The sequence below is a fragment of the Pedobacter sp. SG908 genome, assembly GCF_011759615.1.
GTDB lineage: Bacteria > Bacteroidota > Bacteroidia > Sphingobacteriales > Sphingobacteriaceae > Pedobacter > Pedobacter riviphilus.
In genome coordinates this window covers 1-17,106 of record NZ_JAAOYY010000001.1, presented here as the reverse complement: position 1 = coordinate 17,106, position 17,106 = coordinate 1, and the positions used below count along the sequence as shown (strand labels likewise).

Below are 17,106 nucleotides of genomic sequence, written 5' to 3'. Positions count from 1 at the left end.
TAGCGTCTAAAAATTAAAAGTTCATTAGCGTACCTATAGGCTCCCAAATCAGCTATAACATACTACAATATCGATCTCACTAAACCGCCTTCTACCCTAATGGCAGCCCCATTGGTTCCCGAGGCTAACGGACTTACATAAAAAGTAACTGCATTTGCAATTTCACTCACATCAAGAAAGCGTTGCAATAATGAAGTAGGCCGCATGTTTTTAAAGAAATCGGCTTCTACCTCAGCAATGGTAATATTTCCATTTTTGGCTAAATCTTCAATAAAACCGCCAACCCCTTTTGATTTTGTAGGGCCGGGCAAAATTGAATTGACAGTTACCTCGGTACCTTGAGTTAATTCTGCCAAGCCACGGCTAACTGCCAGTTGTGCCGTTTTAGTCATACCATAGTGGATCATTTCATCCGGGATAAATACAGCCGATTCACTGGAGATAAAAATAATCCTCCCCCAGTTTTTCTTTAACATTTTAGGAAATAGCTGCCGCGACAACCTGATTCCGCTCATAACGTTGACTTCGAAAAACCTAAACCAGTCTTCGTCGCTGATCTCTTCAAAAGCTTTAGGTTCAAAAATGCCTGCATTATTAATCAGTATATCTATCTCCGGAAGTTTATCGATCAGGTTATTTACCTCATCGGCTTTCGAAAAATCAGCGGCAATGCCCGAAATAAATTCGTTCCCGGCAATACCTTGCAACGATTTCACGGCATCGTCTACGCTGCTTTGCGACCGGCCATTGATAATTACTTTTACACCTTCTTTTAATAAACTTTCGGCAATTGCGAATCCTATACCAGCGGTAGAACCGCTTATAAAAGCTGTTTTATTCTTTAACTGTAAATCCATTCTTTGATTTTTAAATAATGTTTACGATAAAATTTATATTGCTATGTGGGTGATATAAATTGAACAATTTTCTGGCTAAAAAGTGTCATAGGAATATGCTAAAATGAATGGCAAGACTAAAATAATCGGATATTACTTTTGAACAGGGACAGGTTAAAGCAAGAAATGCCAAAATAGCCTCCCTTATCATTTCCAATAAACATATTTTCTTATCCATAAAGGTATCCCTGATTTGTTAGTTGATTTACGTTTATGTAACAGGCACAGTAGATCATGTTTCATCTGCTGTTAAAAAGAGACCTTGTAATTAGTGAAGATAATAACTAGCTATTGATCTGCCTTCTGATCCTGGATAAAGATTGTGGCGTGATGCCCAAATAAGAAGCCACATCTGTTAATGATACGCGCAGGGCAATATCGGCCTGACGGGCAATAAACAACCGGTATCTATTAGCAGAATCCTGCCCCAAATAGGCATTTCGGATATTGATCTTGTCTATTAAAGCTTGTTGTGTAATCTGATCAATAAGTGTTTTAAGATATGGTATCTGTTCATAAAGTTTCAAAAGTGCTGCTCTGCTAATGCCTAAAACTTCACAATTGCAGGCTGCTTGTATACACTCTTCTGCCGGTATCTGCTTATGGAAACTATTCAATATCGTACAAAACTGATTTTCCTTTAAAAAATAATGGGTCACTTCATTCCCCTTTTCATTTCGGATAACAATCCGGAGTACGCCATCAACAATAAAAAAAAGTTCTTTACTAATACTGCCTGGCTGTGAGAGCGCTTCTCCTTCTTTAAACATTTTGGGATTAAAGGCTTTTACAATATACTGTTCTTCTTCTGCCGAAATTTGATGATACAGTTTCAGGTAGCAGATAAGTTTGTTCGGCATTGGGATTTATATATGGTATGGAATTGAGTTGAACAAAAATACAAGCTCAGACCGTTTTTACCAATTGGTAAGTGAATTGGTTATTGATATCTTAAAATTTGCACTTCAATTTACAACATCATGAAAATAAAAGCAAATGAATTTACACTGCATGGAAAAACAGTGATCATATTAGGTGGAAGCTCAGGCCTAGGTTTTGCAACCGCACAGGCCGCAGCACACGATGGTGCAAAAGTGGTAATTGTTTCCGGTAATGAAAACAGGATTAATGAAGCATTAAGATCCTTACCCGAAAACTGCAAAGGCTTTGCCATAGATCTGAGCAAAGAAGAAAACATCAAACAGTTTTTTAATTCAGTCGAACCTTTCGATCACCTGGTATATACCGCAGGCGAAAATATGGTATTGAATACGATTAATGAAACTGATCTGGATGATGCCCGTCAGTTTTTTACATTAAGGTATTGGGGTGCTTTTGCTGCAGTTAAATATGCAGCAAAGAAGATTAAGGCAGGCGGTTCTATTAATTTAACAGGAGGTATTGCCAGCCCAAGACCAAGTGCCGGCTGGGGTGTAGCGGCCAGTATTTGTGGCGCCATGGAAGGTTTTACCCGTGCAATGGCTGTAGAACTGGCACCAGTACGTATAAATTCGGTATCGCCAGGTGTGGTTAAAACCAATTTATGGAACAGCATGAGCGATGAGGATAGAAATAACCTCTATGTTGGTGTAGGTGAACGTTTACCTGTAAAGCGCGTTGGAGAAGCCAGCGATATTGCACAGGCATTTTTATACACCATGAAACAACAATACGGTACAGGGCAAGTAATTGTGGTAGATGGTGGTTCGGTACTGGTATAAACCACAATAAAAAATCGTCATTTCGATCGGGGTGCAACGCTGTCTGGAAACCAGGTAGTGCTTAGCGAAGCTAAATCTATTGAAAATCTCCTCATTCCATTACGTTTCATCCGATAGCGCTCGGATCGAGATGACGACTTTTCACAACTCCAAAATATCATACAATTTGCTGTGTTATTAGTGCTAATATTTCAACCCAATATAAAGGGATATGGTTTTGATTATTCGAGAATGATGTGATCAGTCATTTTTATTTAAGATAGAATCACCAGATCGATGTCTTTCATTGCTAAATTTTTCAATAAACCATTAAAAACCGCAGTACGCATAATAACCTGAAAAATATTAAGATGGGGTTTGCCAATACAAATGGTCGTAATTTCTTTTTCGTTTGCAATATCAATGATGGTTTTGGTTATCGCATTACTTTTCACTTTGATCACTTCGGCCCCAAGCTCGGTAGCCAGTTTAAAATGGTTAATCAGATGGCGTTGCTTATCCAGTTTAATGCGTTCCATGCTTTCACTATCGCTCTGCACATACAGCACGATCCAAGGTGATCGGTAATACGAAGCCAGTCTTGCTGTTTTCCGGATTACCACTCCTGCAGTTTCGGCATTAGAAGAAATACAGGCCAAAAAGCGTTCGGGCCTAAGTTTAATCGATTTGGGAATTTCGGTCTGGATTTTCCGCTCTACCTGGTGTACCACCTCTTTTAAGGCCAACTCGCGCAGCTGAAGAATTTTATCTGACTGAAAAAAATTGCCCAATGCCCTTTCGATTTTAGATTGATCGTAAATTTTACCCTCTTTAAGGCGGGTAACCAATTCGTCGGCCGTAAGGTCGATGTTTACGATTTCATCGGCAATTTCCAGTATCTTATCTGGGATGCGTTCGGTAACGGCTATACCCGTAATCTGCTCAATTTCTTCATTAATGCTTTCCAGGTGCTGAATATTTACGGCCGAGATTACGCTGATCCCTGCCTCAAGCAGATCGAAAACATCCTGCCAGCGTTTGGTGTTTTTGCTGCCCTCGGCATTGGTATGGGCAAGTTCATCGACAATAACAATCTCCGGATGGCGGTTTATGATTCCTTTAAGATCCATCTCTTCGATTTCCTTACCCCGATAGAAAATTTTGCGCCTTGGAATAACAGGAAGGCCGGCAACGAGGGCCTCTGTTTCTGCCCTTTTGTGGGTTTCAACATAACCGATGCAAATATCTACGCCATTTCGCAGCAGTGCATGCGATTCCTGAAGCATACGATAAGTTTTACCCACACCAGCACTCATGCCGATATAGATTTTGAGCTTTCCACGCCTGGATTTTTTAACCAGATCTAAAAAGTGTTTAACCGATTCTTCCTTTTGTTCTTCTTCCATGATCTTTACCAGGTAACAGTCATTATTCCTTTTTCTATTAATATGGTGATGGCAACAATCATAATAAGGGTGAATAAAACCATCGTAAATTTAAGTGAAATCTTTTTGGAAATCAGTTTGATCTGTTTTTCTGTTGCATAACTGTTCTTTACGTTGGATGTTCTTCTCCTTTTTAATGAACTGAGTTTTCTGATCATCAGCATTCCAGAGGTTGCTAAAAACAGACTGAACAATATTTCTATATAAGGATGCATTCTTTTAATATTAAAATTATTCTAGTCACGTTGTCCAAAGGACTCCTACGGAGAGCCTGTCGAAACGCTTTACCATACATTTTGGCTAGTTCTTCGACAAGCTCAGGATTGACAAATCTTAATGAGTAATCGTCATTACCAATTAAGTTGGGAATGACGAACCACGTATTAAAACGATACCGCAATACTTGCTGTTAGGCTAGCATTGGCATTAACCGCTGCCCCCTCTCTTGCAAAAATTTTATCTTTACTATCATAGGCTTTTCCTTCCAGCCGTACAACGGCATTGGCTATTGGCGAGTAATCAAGATTTAAGGAATAACCTTTGGTTTTGAAACCTTGTGGCGTGCCTGTTGCAATAAAAACCCCGTTTTTATCTTCATAATATTCAAATCTTCCGGCAACAGCCCATTTAGGTGCAAATTTATATTGAAGTATTGCCACAGGTGAGATCACCTCGTTTTTATCATCACTGCCTTTTTGTTTCTGTTGAGTTCCATAGTCAAATCCAAGGGTTACACCAAATTTATCAGTAACCTGAAAGATACCATAAACGTTGTGGTAAAACCTGTTTACCCTAACCGAATCAGCACCTTCAGTTCCAAGATAATTACTATAGTTTACCGTGATCTTGTCTGTTGGTTTCCAGGTTAGCTGAAGTCCGCCTGCAGGTTTATTATTTCCATTCTGGCGGGTAATGCGCTGCCATCCGTTTAAGTACAATGCGGTAGCCGTAAATTTACCATCTTTGGTACCATAAGTAATTTTCGCACCCGATTCATAGTAAGGTGTATTTTCTGAAGAAATATTTCGGGTAAGCACCCAGCAATCTTTCGAAACCGCACTTTCGAAACCGATGTGCGAAGAAAAGATTCCGGCATCAATCCAAAGATTTTCTGTTTTGGATAATTTCACACCTGCATTGGCCTCAAAGATATTTTTCAAAACTCCTGGCTCAGCAGTAAGATTGGCATTGGCATAAGTTCCGGCCATTACCGCTAAATTGGCGCGGATATTTCCACTATCGTAAGCTGCCTTGATAAAACCAAGGTTCAGGTTTACTTCGTTTGCGCGGTTGTGGGAATAAATAAAGCCTGGGCGGTTATGGTCTGCAGGTTTATTAAAATCGTATCCGTAATAGGCTTCAAGATAACCGCTTACTTTAATTTTTGGTTCTTCTTGTGCTTTAGCAAAGAATCCTGTTGTAAGTGTAGCAGCAAGTAACAGTATTTTTTTCATTTTATCTGATTGTTTCGTATTGGGCAAAGCCTAAGGCCCTGGCTTGTTGACACCAGACCTTAAAACGTTACCATTGTTATTGTTTGGGAAATTGTTTACTTAAATTGTTGTCAATCTGAGTTTGTAGAAGACCTTTAATCATTAAAAAGAACAACTTTTTGTCTTTCGACAAGCTCAGGATAACAGATACCTAAGAAATGTCGTCATTGCGAGGAGGAACGACGAAGCAATCTTTCATGCTAGCGACCATTGCGATAAAGATTGCTTCGTCGGCTGAAAAAGCCTTCTCGCAATGACGATTTCTGTTAATTAAGCTCATCAAGGGCAAGATTTAATTTTAGCACATTTACCGATGAGGGACCAAAAACACCCATAAATGGTTTCAGGGTATTCATAGCTACAAGTTCTTTCACTTTTTTAACATCGATTTTACGGGCAGCGGCAACCCTCTGGATCTGAATGGCGGCACCTTGTTCCGAAATATTTGGATCAAGTCCGCTTCCTGATGCGGTAACCATATCGGCAGGGATATCTGATTTTTTAATGCCCGGATTATATTTCAATAAGGTATCGATACGCGACTGTACTTCTTTTAAATAATCGGGATTAGATGGTCCCTTGTTAGAACCTGCAGAACCTGCTGCATTGTAGGCCACAGCTGATGGTCTTCCCCAGAAATATTGAGGTTTGGTAAACGACTGACCCAATAATGCATACCCTACGGTTTTACCGTTTTTGGTGATTTTTTCTCCTCCACCGTGCCCTTTAGACATTTTACCGATAAGGGCTACACTGATAGGATATACTACGCATAACAGTACCAATAGGACTAGGGTTAAGCGGATAGATTGAATAATGTACTTTTTCATAATATTTTTTTAAATTCTTATTCGATTCGTCATTCCCAACTTGATTGAGAATCTTAAAGCGCCTGCATTACGATTCCCGCCTACGCGGGAATGACGAAAATTTTATACAAATAAACCGACCAATAAATCGATTATTTTAATGCCTATAAACGGAGCTACTACACCACCAATACCATATATAAATAGGTTTCTACGTAATAAAGCAGTTGCACCGATAGGTTTATAGGCAACCCCTTTTAATGCTAGCGGAATCAGGATTGGAATAATAATGGCATTAAAAATAACAGCCGACATAATAGCTGATTCTGGCGAATGCAAGCCCATAATGTTCAAGCTTTGCAAAGCTGGTATAGACGCAATAAACAACGCCGGAACAATGGCAAAATACTTGGCCACATCATTTGCGATGGAAAAAGTAGTGAGTGTACCACGGGTAATCAACAATTGTTTACCAATTTCCACAATCTCGATCAATTTGGTTGGGTCGTTATCCAAATCAACCATATTACCTGCCTCTTTTGCAGCCTGTGTTCCACTGTTCATCGCTACACCCACGTCGGCCTGGGCCAAAGCTGGGGCATCATTGGTACCATCGCCCATCATTGCTACCAGTTTACCCATTGTTTGCTCATCTTTGATGTAGTTCATTTTATCTTCAGGTTTAGCCTCTGCAATAAAATCATCAACACCAGCTTTCTCTGCAATATATTTAGCAGTCAATGGATTATCACCAGTAACCATTACTGTTTTCACGCCCATTTTCCTCAAGCGTTCAAAACGTTCGCTGATGCCAGGTTTAATAATATCCTGCAACTCAATTACGCCAAGGGCTTTTTCATTTTCAGAAACCACAAGTGGTGTTCCTCCATTGGTAGCAATAGTTTTCACATGATTTTCAATGTCGGAAGGGAAAATATTTCCAGCTTTTTCAACTATATTCCTGATCGAATCGAAAGCACCCTTTCTAATCCTTCTCCCGTCGGCTGTATCTAAGCCACTTGAGCGGGTTTCGGCGGTAAATTTGATGAATGTAGATCCTTCTGGTGTTCCGGGAGATTTGATACCCTGCTCAGCAGCCAGTTCAACAATCGATTTTCCTTCTGGGGTTTCATCTGCCAACGAGCTTAGTACGCAGGCATCGGTAAAAGCTTTAATGTTTAGCCCTGTAGTTGGATAAAAATTGGTGGCTTTACGGTTACCAATGGTGATGGTTCCGGTCTTGTCTAACAGCAACACATCAATATCGCCTGCAGTTTCTACCGCTTTACCCGATTTGGTAATTACATTGGCTCTTAATGCCCTGTCCATTCCGGCTATACCAATGGCAGATAAAAGTCCGCCGATGGTTGTTGGAATCAGACAGACAAAAAGAGAAATCAATGCCGCAATGGTTATCGGTGTATTGGCATAATCGGCAAAAGGTTTCAAGGTTACGCATACAATGATGAATACCAAAGTAAAACTGGCCAGTAAAATGGTTAAAGCAATTTCATTTGGTGTTTTCTGACGTGATGCACCTTCAACCAAAGCAATCATTTTATCTAAAAAACTTTCTCCGGGAGCAGTACTCACCTGAACTTTAATCTCATCTGATAAAACTTTTGTACCTCCGGTTACCGAAGATTTATCACCTCCTGATTCACGGATTACAGGGGCAGACTCACCTGTAATGGCCGATTCGTCGATAGTCGCAATACCTTCAATAATCTCTCCATCAGTAGGAATGGTATCGCCGGTTTCACAAATAAACACATCACCTTTTTTTAACTGGTTTGATGAACGGATCTCGATGGTTCCGTTTGCTAAAAGCACTTTAGCTGGTGTTTCTTCTCTTGTTTTACGAAGGCTATCAGCTTGTGCTTTACCCCTTGCTTCGGCAATGGCTTCGGCAAAGTTTGCAAACAGTACGGTAAGCAATAAAACTAAAAAGATAAAGAAATTGTATAAAGGCGATCCCTGCCCGTTATGGCTGAAAGAGTATATGGTAACATAAGCCATTACCAGCGTTCCGATTTCTACGGTAAACATCACCGGGTTTCGTACCATTACCCTTGGATCAAGCTTGATGAAAGATTCTTTTAGTGCGGTCTGCACCAAGGCAGGTTCGAACAATTTATTATTGGGTTTCATTTTTTTATTTATTATGTGATTTCTCAGATTTAATCGATTTCACAGATTATGGTATGGTTTGTCATCCTAAGTTTATTGGTGACAATTCTTATTATTTAAGCATAGTAAAATATTCTGCCAACGGGCCTAAAGCCAGGGCAGGGAAATAAGAAAGTGCATTTAACACGATGATCACCGCAAAAGTCATCAGTGCAAAGGTTTTGGTATCTGTTTTAAGCGTACCGGCTGATTCAGGTATAAATTTTTTAGCGCCTAATAATCCAGCGATGGCAACCGGGCCAATAATCGGCAAGAAACGGCCTAAGAAAATCACAATCCCCGCAGATAGATTCCAAAAGATATTGTTATCGCCTAATCCTTCAAACCCTGAGCCATTGTTGGCATTTGATGAAGTCATTTCGTACAACATTTCTGAAAACCCATGGAAACCAGGGTTATTAAGCCAGCTTTTAGGCTGAACAGCCCATGCAGCATTGCCATGATTAGTGAAGATGTAACTTGCAATTGCAGTTCCTGCCAGGATCAAAAATGGACTCAACAAAGTGATAATGGCCGCAATTTTAATCTCTCTGGCTTCTACTTTATGCCCAAGAAACTCCGGCGTTCTACCAACCATCAAGCCTGAAATAAATACGGCAACAATCAGGTAAATGAAATAATTCAATAAACCAACACCACAGCCCCCGTAGAATGAATTGATCATCATGGCCAACAATTGCCATAATCCGGTTAAAGGCATGGTACTATCGTGCATACCGTTTACCGATCCGGTAGAAATTACGGTGGTCAATGTACTCCAATAAGCCGTAGCTGCCGGACCAAAACGCACTTCTTTACCTTCCATAGCTCCGGTAGTTTGAGCGATACCCATTTTGGCCAGGGCCGGATTTCCACCTAATTCTGAACTTAAAGTGGGTAGTAGTAGCATGAACAAACCAATGGTCATTACCCCAAAAATGGTCCAGGCTAGTTTTTTTCTGCGGATGAAATAACCAAAGGCAATGATCATCGCTAAAGGAATAATGGTTTGTGCAATCATTTCAACCATATTGGTAAAGTAGCTTGGGTTTTCAAAAGGGTGTGCTGAATTGGCTCCAAAATAACCTCCGCCATTTGTGCCCAAATGTTTAATAGCAATCATTTGGGCTGCTGGTCCCCTCGAAACATTAACCGTGTCTCCTTGTAGGGAGATAAATTTATCTTTTCCCTCATAACTTGCAGGCGTACCGTTAAAAGTCAAGATCAAGGCCATCACTAAAGATAATGGCAACAATAAACGGGTGATAGATTTTACAAAAAATTCCCAGAAATTACCAAGTTCAGTTGTTGTTTTATCTCTAAAAGCTTTAAAAAGGACTACCGCAGCTGCAATACCTGTAGCTGCACTCACAAACTGAAGAAACATGAGCACATATTGCTGGGTAAGATAACTTACGCCACTTTCACCGGAATAATGTTGCAAATTACAGTTGGCAACAAAACTGATAACGGTGTTAAAAGCAAGATCTGGTGTCATCCCAGGATTTCCATCTGGATTGAATGGAAGCTTATTCTGAAAAATAAGTACAAAAAAACCATAAAATAACCATAGTATATTAATGGTAAGCAGTGCTTTTAACTGCTGTTTCCAGTTCATCTGCTCTTTAATATTGATTCCGGAAAGCTTGTAAATACCAGTTTCCAATGGTTTTAAAAAATCTGTCCAGACTTTTTCTCCCGCAAAAACCTTAGCCAGGTATTTACCCAATGGTATTGCGATGACCAGGGTGAGCAGGAAGGTGGCGATAATGCCTGTTAATTCGGTGTTCATTTTTTGATTTGTTAATTGCGTTCCGTAAGGAGAAAAGATTAAAATTTTTCGGGTTTGATCAGCACGTAGATCATATAGATAAATACGGCGATGGCGATAATAAATAATGCGATCATAATGTTAGATTTTTTCGAACCAGTCGATTGATTTGTAAGTAGCCCAGCAGAGCAGAACGAGAATTAAAAAAAGTAATATTGTCATGATTGTAATGATTTTACAGGCCAATTGCCAACTCTTATACCACAAAAGACATCACACAAACAAACACCTGATAAACAACAAGTTAAACAAATAATTTTACATAAATAAAAATGAAGCAAAAAAAAACCTTTCCATTTTGGAAAGGTTTTTTTCATTTGGGAAAAATTAATCCCCTCATTACCCCGACTAAACTTTGGTCTTAACACCTCGTTAAGCCCCCATCATGTAATTGCGTGTTCCAAGTTTCCATGGCAAGAACTAAAGTCTTAGCGAGACGATAAAACTAGAAGGATGCAATTGCTTATGAAACTATAGCTTTAAAATATGTAGTTTCGCTGCTGTATTTCATCGCTTAGAGATCTTTCGTGGCCCCAGGATGATAACTAGAGATAATACTTATCATTCTGCATGCAATGAAGAATCTTTTAATAATTTAAATACAACTTCCAGATTATTTTGTATATTATAATTGTTAGATGATTCTTTATCAAAAAAAGATCACTTTTGAAACTAAAACTTTATCATGTTATGCTCAATTCTAACAACAACAGTTCTTTTGTACGGCCACTTATCCAGTATATGGAACAATACCATGAGCTATCCGATAACCTTATTGCACAATACGAAAAACATTGCTCATTAGTTACAATCAGAAAGAATAAACATATTGTTTCCCCTGTTGATAGTAATGCATCACTTTACTTTGTAAAAAGTGGCATTGTTCGTGGCTTCATAAAAGACGACACCAAAGATATTACCACCTGGTTTTGCTTTGGAAATAATATTGTAGGGGCCATTCGCCACCCTGATTTACAATCCAATCACTCTATAGAATATTTACAGGCGTTAGAAGATTGCGAGCTGATCCGTATTCCTTATACGCTAATCGACTATGCATATTCCCATTTCGAAGAGGCCAATATTATCGGGCGAAAACTGCTGGCGCTACACTATTATGCTGCATCAGAAAGATCGATACTGGCCAGAATACCCAATGCATTGCGGCGGTACCAAAAGCTGGCAGCGAGCAGAAAAGTAGACTTAAACAAAATACCACTCCGCTATTTGGCAAGTTATTTGGGAATGAGATTAGAAACTTTAAGCAGGATTAGAAGCAAAGAGCTGCATAAAGCCGAAAATCGTGGATCTCTTGCTTCAATATAAAAAGTAGTGGATAAAACCCTTTAATTTAGTTTGGTACCTGTTGGCATACGAAAAAACTTTATTTTTATAAGCATCAAAGATCAAGCGAAAGGCCTGTTGGTCGCCAACAGATAAGAGATAATAAATGATTGAAATTAGACTTTAAAGCCACGATAAAAACTGGAACTGAAGCCCAAAAAGTTGGACAAGTTAAAAGGTAAAGCATGCGCTTTTGTATTTTTCTAAGAGAATCGTTAAAAGAATAGATGATTATGCAGACTGTTAAAATAGTTATATTGCGGCGCTAAATCATAATGAACAATTCAAAAAACGCTAATCTTAACAAACTATTCTCATTTCTATTAAAAAAGGAGTGCGTAATTGCCGTTTACCTTCTCTTGGCTATTGTTGCAGGTTATAAACAGTACCACCATCATACTTACAACAACTATCTGATTTTCAAATACGTATATTGGCACACGGTAGATCTGCAAAATTTATACAATAACTATCCGGAATATTTAGACAGCAACCATTACGGGCCTTTATTTTCCGTCCTTATCGCTCCTTTTGCATTGCTCCCCGATGGTTTGGGCGCAGTGCTTTGGAATGTGGCCAATGTATTGATTTTGCTTTGGGGAATTTATAGTCTTCCTGTATCGTTAAACAAACGTACTATCATTGCATGGATCTGTGCACACGAAGCTTTAACTGCACTCTTTAGTTTTCAGTTTAATATTGCCTTAACTGGAATTATTTTACTCAGTTTTTCTTATCTCCTTAAAAAGAAAGAAATACAGTCTGCCTTTTTTATTGCTTTTGGTACTTTGGTTAAATTATATGGAATTGTTGGACTGGCATTTTTCTTTTTTAGCAAGAATAAATTAAAATTCATCGTTGGTTGTTTTATTGCCTTTGCGGCACTATTTGCCTTGCCAATGGCTATTTCGTCGCCGGCCTTTGTAATCCAATCATACAGCGATTGGTATTATTCCCTTGCGCATAAAAATGATTTAAATGCATCATTAACCTCCTTTCAAGATATTTCTTTGATGGGCATAGTAAGGCGGACAACAGGTAATATAAATATTCCGAATACCCCCTTTTTATTGGTTGGTGTTATATTATTTGGTTTACCTTATCTACGGATTAGGCAATATAAATACCTCGGCTTTAGGTTAATGTTACTGGCATCGACACTTATTTTTACGGTGATATTTAGCAGCGGTTCCGAATCGCCAACCTATATTATAGCTTTTGCAGGTGTTGCCATTTGGTTTATGGTGCAGCAAAACCCAAAAAAAGGGTGGATAATAGCGTTGTTTGTTTTTGCATTTGTATTAACCAGCCTATCGCCAACCGATATTTTTCCCAGACCGGTTAAAGAATTTATTCGTCTATATTCGCTTAAAGCCCTACCTTGCGTTATCATTTGGCTAACTATAATTTATCAAATGATGAAAGAAGATTTTGAGTCTTATCTGATTGCCGATAATGAGTAAATTAGTTTCTATAGTAATCCCTGCTTACAACGAAGCCGATAATATTTTTGTAATAGCCGAAAGTATTAAAAAAGTTTTTTCGACCATCGATTATGGTTATGAAATTATCCTGATTGATGATGGAAGTTCCGATCATACGCTCGAAAAAATAAAGGATTATGCTTCAACAGCAGAAAATATATTTTTCCTCGAGTTCTCTAAAAATTTTGGCCACCAACTGGCGGTTAAGGCGGGTATGGACCACGCTTTTGGCGATTGTGTAATTTCTATGGATTGTGATATGCAACATCCTCCAGAACTGATTCCGGAAATGTTACAAAAATGGCAGGAAGGTTTCGAAGTGGTGTACACCATAAGGGAAGAGGATAAGAATTTATCAAAAGGAAAAAGAAGCTCATCAAACTTATTCTATAAAACCTTAAACTGGCTATCGGATATTGATCTCGAAGCAGGCGCTGCCGATTTCCGTTTACTTGATCAAAAAGTTGTTAGTGTTTTCAGGAATTTCCATGAAAATGAGCCCTTTTTGCGTGGTTTGGTAAAGTGGCTTGGCTTTAAGCAGTTTGCCATTCGCTACAACCCGGCAGCACGTTTTTCGGGAAACAGCAAATATACATTTAAAAAAATGCTGAGGCTGGCCTTGCACGGCGTTACCTCTTTCAGTATAAAACCGTTGTATTCGGCAGTTTATCTTGGTTTCACTTTGTCTTTTGCCTCTGTACTGTACATCCCTTACATTATTTATGCATTTGTAAACCATGTAGAAGTTTCTGGTTGGGCATCAGTAATTATGACCATTGTTTTTTTTGGAGGGTTACAACTCATTATCTTGGGCATTATAGGCATTTATGTAGGTAAAATGTTTATGCAGTCTAAAAACCGCCCAAATTACATTATCCGTTCAACCAATATTCAGCAAAAATAAAATGGTATTGTTAAGTTTTGATATCGAAGAGTTTGATATGCCTTTTGAATATGGAAAAGATATTTCTTTCGAAGATCAGATTGCTATTTCGAGAGCAGGTACCATTGCCATTTTAGACATTTTGGATAAATACGAGATAAAGGCAACGTTTTTTTGTACCGTTACTTTTGCAGAAAATATTCCCGATCTGATTAAACGGATTACCGATACGGGGCACGAACTTGCCTCTCATGGTTATTATCATTCTGATTTTAAGCCCGAACATTTGCTTCAGTCAAAGCTAAAGCTCGAAGAACTTTCTAGCAAAGAAATTACAGGTTACCGCATGGCGAGAATGATGCCTGTTGACGAAAAGGAAATTGAAAGGGCCGGATATACTTATAATACTTCCATTAACCCAACCTATTTGCCTGGGCGATATAATAATTTTAATATTTCCAGAACACACTTCATTAAAAATAATGTGTTGCAGATTCCAGCTTCAGTAAGCCCCTTAATTAGGTTCCCCCTATTTTGGTTGTCTTTTCATAATCTGCCTTTAAGCATTTACAGAATATTAGCCAGCTGGACTTATAAAAAAGATAAATACCTGAATATCTATTTCCACCCTTGGGAATTTACCGATTTAAATGATTTCGAACGCTTTGGTTTCCCAGGTTATGTAAGGAAGAATACAGGTAGAAAAATGATCGATCGTATGGAAATTCTCATTTCGTGGATGAAGAGCAAAAATTATCCATTCGGGACCTTTCAGGAATTTATTCGTACTATTTCTCCAAACTGATAACTTTTAATTGTAAACTGATAACTATTTATATGTTTCGGCCAATTTTAAGGCATTGTATGCATTAACAATACCTCCGCTCACACATATTTCGCTAAAAGGCACACGGGTGTTTTCACCTCTTTCATTTTTATATTTTACCTTGTGTGTTACTTTCGAAACCGATTTTATGATAATCTCTCTTAACTGCGCTGGTTTTAAATCTGGGTAATAGCTTAAAATTAATGCAGCCAAGCCTGCCACAACAGGAGAGGCCATACTTGTCCCATCAGCCTCTTCATATTTGTTATCAGGAACGGTTGAGTTGATTAAAAATCCGGGCGCAAAAACATCAACACTATATTTACCATAATTAGAGAAATCGGCTTTCAGATTATCATCATCTTTATAAGCACTTGCGCCTACTTCAATCCAATTATTGGCATGAGGCAGGTTAAACTTTGCTGAGTCAATAGATACAGGCTTTACTAATGTAGATCGATCATAAGATGGCCTCACCCCCATTCCGTTATTTTGTGTCATAGGCTTAGGCAGTGTAAAATCAGGCTTGTTTGGTTTTTTATGGGCTTCTTTATAAGCTTCAGCCGCTTTACCGTCAAAAAACTTATTAGGGTAATTCTCGTCGATATCATTATTCTGGTTGTCGTTTCCAGCGGCATGCACCAATAATACACCTTTAAGTTCTGCATATTTTACCGCCGAGTCTACCGCTTTTTTATCCCATTTATAACTTTTACCAAAACTCATATTAATCACCTTGGCACCATTATCTACAGCGTATCTGATACCATTTGCCACATCTTTATCACGTTCATCACCTGTGGGTACCACCCTAATGGCCATAATGCTCACACTATTGGCTACGCCCAAAATACCTATCGAATTGGTACGGTCGGCGCCAATAATTCCTGATACGTGTGTACCATGAAAAGCATCCGGACCTTTTACATCGTTGTTCCCATAATCTTTTTGATAAGAATTGCCATAATCATCGCCAACCAGTTCGGCACGCCTATCGTATTTAGGATTTAAGTTATACTTTAACATCGCATCGTACTGCTTATATCCTTCCTTTATATTCTTATAAAACTTCTCGAAACTGCCATCTTCTTTAGCTCCTTTTCTGATGATTGTTTTTACCTGCTCTTCAGTTTCATCATCAGCTTTATATCGATCAATGTCATCCATCGTTGGGATTTCTTTTCTATTAATCTTCGCCACAGAATCTAAAACTTTGTTAATAGCAATCAGAACTGAAAAGGTATTGCTGGCATCTTCATATTTCTTACCGAAATCGCCAACCATTTTCTTATATAGTTTAAATTCTTCCTTTTGCGTACTGTCTAAAGGAGTTAAATTAGTTGTTGATTGATATTTTGGCGTATAAATTCTTAACAAACGAACCAATTCTAAATTATCGAACTCTAGATTGCCTTTTTTAGAACCAATAAAGTTCCAGCCATGAATATCATCAATATAACCATTACCGTCATCGTCTATTCCATTTCCTGGGATTTCCTTTTTATTCGTCCATAAAACACCTTGCAAATCGGGGTGATTAGTATCTACTCCACCATCAATTACTGCTACAATAATGTTTTCTTTAGGTTTTTTATCTTTTAAAAGCTCACGATAGGCTTTCTCCGTGCTGATGCCAAAATATCCATTCTCTATTAAATCGAGGTTAAACCAATTTGCTGGGAGTTGTACGTTTTTACTTTGAGCAAAAACGCCAAAATTTACACACAAAATAAAAGCAAGAAAAGTTAATTTCTTGAGATTCACATTTATCATCATAATATGTACGTAATACTGCAATAATACGGTTTTATTACTTTCTGAATGAAAGATTTCACATCTTTTAACAAGAGTTTTAGGAGCGCAGTGGCAGTAGCCTTTAGTTTGGGTCCCGTCCTGCTGTCCGTTTTACTCCGCCAATGAAGGATCGGCTCCGTGCCCACTCCCATCAGGGCTATTGCACTTAGGGCGGAAGTGTAAAGGGAAGATGGAATATGCGCTGCAAAGATCGGCGTAACCTGTAGGAACAAACCCCTTAACTTTTCTCCGCTGCTCAATGCTGAAACGGGGACAGGTGCGGCTACAGAAAGGCCTTAAACAAAGAAAACCCTCCTGCATTTCTGCTGAAGGGTTCCTTTTAAGATTTGGCACCGACCTACTCTCCCACGTGTTACCGCAGTACCATCGGCTCTGGTGGGCTTAACTTCTCTGTTCGGAATGGGAAGAGGT

The 17,106-nt window shown here is 38.8% G+C and carries 15 protein-coding genes and 1 rRNA gene; 5 read left to right on the top strand and 11 right to left on the bottom strand.

From position 1 onward, the window contains the following. Positions 1-62: 62 nt before the first annotated feature. Positions 63-857, bottom strand: a complete 795-nt coding sequence (locus FHT21_RS00080) for an SDR family oxidoreductase (RefSeq protein ID WP_167292744.1) — start codon at positions 855-857, stop codon at positions 63-65. Positions 858-1,180: 323 nt separating this feature from the next. After that, entirely contained in the window at positions 1,181-1,756 is a 576-nt protein-coding gene (locus FHT21_RS00075; protein ID WP_167292743.1) for a Crp/Fnr family transcriptional regulator, read from the bottom strand. Positions 1,757-1,876: 120 nt separating this feature from the next. On the opposite strand from FHT21_RS00075, the gene FHT21_RS00070 reads away from it, so the two are divergent. After that, positions 1,877-2,617 (top strand): SDR family oxidoreductase, encoded by a 741-nt coding sequence (locus tag FHT21_RS00070; RefSeq protein WP_167292741.1) that lies wholly within the window; start codon positions 1,877-1,879, stop codon positions 2,615-2,617. A 254-nt stretch (positions 2,618-2,871) separates the two neighbouring features. Here FHT21_RS00070 and FHT21_RS00065 read toward each other — a convergent pair whose 3' ends face one another. The 7 genes from FHT21_RS00065 to FHT21_RS00035 all read right to left on the bottom strand — a co-directional run bounded on the left by FHT21_RS00065 (position 2,872) and on the right by FHT21_RS00035 (position 10,420). Next, complete coding sequence (locus tag FHT21_RS00065) at positions 2,872-4,002, bottom strand: sensor protein KdpD (RefSeq protein WP_167292739.1); 1,131 nt, start codon at positions 4,000-4,002, stop codon at positions 2,872-2,874. Between the two features lie 5 nt (positions 4,003-4,007). Continuing rightward, complete coding sequence (locus tag FHT21_RS00060) at positions 4,008-4,256, bottom strand: hypothetical protein (protein WP_167292737.1); 249 nt, start codon at positions 4,254-4,256, stop codon at positions 4,008-4,010. Between the two features lie 168 nt (positions 4,257-4,424). Then, positions 4,425-5,495: a porin gene (locus FHT21_RS00055; protein ID WP_167292735.1), complete on the bottom strand. Its 1,071-nt coding sequence runs from the start codon at positions 5,493-5,495 to the stop codon at positions 4,425-4,427. Between the two features lie 305 nt (positions 5,496-5,800). Beyond that, complete coding sequence (locus tag FHT21_RS00050) at positions 5,801-6,364, bottom strand: K(+)-transporting ATPase subunit C (RefSeq protein WP_167292733.1); 564 nt, start codon at positions 6,362-6,364, stop codon at positions 5,801-5,803. 102 nt (positions 6,365-6,466) lie between these two features. Then, entirely contained in the window at positions 6,467-8,494 is a 2,028-nt protein-coding gene (gene kdpB, locus FHT21_RS00045; protein WP_167292731.1) for a potassium-transporting ATPase subunit KdpB, read from the bottom strand. A 91-nt stretch (positions 8,495-8,585) separates the two neighbouring features. Beyond that, complete coding sequence (gene kdpA / locus FHT21_RS00040; protein ID WP_167292729.1) at positions 8,586-10,304, bottom strand: potassium-transporting ATPase subunit KdpA; 1,719 nt, start codon at positions 10,302-10,304, stop codon at positions 8,586-8,588. Between the two features lie 38 nt (positions 10,305-10,342). Next, complete coding sequence (locus FHT21_RS00035) at positions 10,343-10,420, bottom strand: potassium-transporting ATPase subunit F (protein ID WP_082035969.1); 78 nt, start codon at positions 10,418-10,420, stop codon at positions 10,343-10,345. 613 nt (positions 10,421-11,033) lie between these two features. On the opposite strand from FHT21_RS00035, the gene FHT21_RS00030 reads away from it, so the two are divergent. The 4 genes from FHT21_RS00030 (at position 11,034) to FHT21_RS00015 (ending at position 14,859) form a co-directional block, all read left to right on the top strand. Continuing rightward, complete coding sequence (locus FHT21_RS00030; RefSeq protein ID WP_167292728.1) at positions 11,034-11,669, top strand: Crp/Fnr family transcriptional regulator; 636 nt, start codon at positions 11,034-11,036, stop codon at positions 11,667-11,669. A gap of 293 nt (positions 11,670-11,962) precedes the next feature. Then, positions 11,963-13,150, top strand: a complete 1,188-nt coding sequence (locus FHT21_RS00025) for a glycosyltransferase family 87 protein (protein WP_167292727.1) — start codon at positions 11,963-11,965, stop codon at positions 13,148-13,150. Continuing rightward, positions 13,143-14,075 carry a glycosyltransferase family 2 protein gene (locus FHT21_RS00020; RefSeq protein WP_167292726.1) on the top strand — a complete coding sequence of 311 codons (933 nt, stop codon included), beginning with the start codon at positions 13,143-13,145 and terminating at the stop codon, positions 14,073-14,075. Before FHT21_RS00025 ends, FHT21_RS00020 begins: the two co-directional genes overlap by 8 nt. A 1-nt stretch (position 14,076) precedes the next feature. Next, entirely contained in the window at positions 14,077-14,859 is a 783-nt protein-coding gene (locus FHT21_RS00015) for a polysaccharide deacetylase family protein (protein ID WP_167292725.1), read from the top strand. Between the two features lie 24 nt (positions 14,860-14,883). Here the strand turns inward: FHT21_RS00015 and FHT21_RS00010 are convergent, their stop codons facing one another. Next, a complete protein-coding gene (locus tag FHT21_RS00010; protein ID WP_347878494.1) occupies positions 14,884-16,644 on the bottom strand; it encodes a S8 family serine peptidase in 1,761 nt (586 codons plus the stop codon). Positions 16,645-17,019: 375 nt separating this feature from the next. Then, positions 17,020-17,106: ribosomal RNA gene (rrf, locus tag FHT21_RS00005) — 5S ribosomal RNA — on the bottom strand; the annotation flags it as partial.

Bases quoted from the DNA above. Each gene is read 5' to 3' on its own strand.
- FHT21_RS00080 (WP_167292744.1), bottom strand. From the start codon at position 857: ATGGATTTACAGTTAAAGAATAAAACAGCTTTTATAAGCGGTTCTACC.
- FHT21_RS00075 (WP_167292743.1), bottom strand. From the start codon at position 1,756: ATGCCGAACAAACTTATCTGCTACCTGAAACTGTATCATCAAATTTCG.
- FHT21_RS00070 (WP_167292741.1), top strand. From the start codon at position 1,877: ATGAAAATAAAAGCAAATGAATTTACACTGCATGGAAAAACAGTGATC.
- FHT21_RS00065 (WP_167292739.1), bottom strand. From the start codon at position 4,002: ATGGAAGAAGAACAAAAGGAAGAATCGGTTAAACACTTTTTAGATCTG.
- FHT21_RS00060 (WP_167292737.1), bottom strand. From the start codon at position 4,256: ATGCATCCTTATATAGAAATATTGTTCAGTCTGTTTTTAGCAACCTCT.
- FHT21_RS00055 (WP_167292735.1), bottom strand. From the start codon at position 5,495: ATGAAAAAAATACTGTTACTTGCTGCTACACTTACAACAGGATTCTTT.
- FHT21_RS00050 (WP_167292733.1), bottom strand. From the start codon at position 6,364: ATGAAAAAGTACATTATTCAATCTATCCGCTTAACCCTAGTCCTATTG.
- kdpB (WP_167292731.1), bottom strand. From the start codon at position 8,494: ATGAAACCCAATAATAAATTGTTCGAACCTGCCTTGGTGCAGACCGCA.
- kdpA (WP_167292729.1), bottom strand. From the start codon at position 10,304: ATGAACACCGAATTAACAGGCATTATCGCCACCTTCCTGCTCACCCTG.
- FHT21_RS00035 (WP_082035969.1), bottom strand. From the start codon at position 10,420: ATGATCGCATTATTTATTATCGCCATCGCCGTATTTATCTATATGATC.
- FHT21_RS00030 (WP_167292728.1), top strand. From the start codon at position 11,034: ATGCTCAATTCTAACAACAACAGTTCTTTTGTACGGCCACTTATCCAG.
- FHT21_RS00025 (WP_167292727.1), top strand. From the start codon at position 11,963: ATGAACAATTCAAAAAACGCTAATCTTAACAAACTATTCTCATTTCTA.
- FHT21_RS00020 (WP_167292726.1), top strand. From the start codon at position 13,143: ATGAGTAAATTAGTTTCTATAGTAATCCCTGCTTACAACGAAGCCGAT.
- FHT21_RS00015 (WP_167292725.1), top strand. From the start codon at position 14,077: ATGGTATTGTTAAGTTTTGATATCGAAGAGTTTGATATGCCTTTTGAA.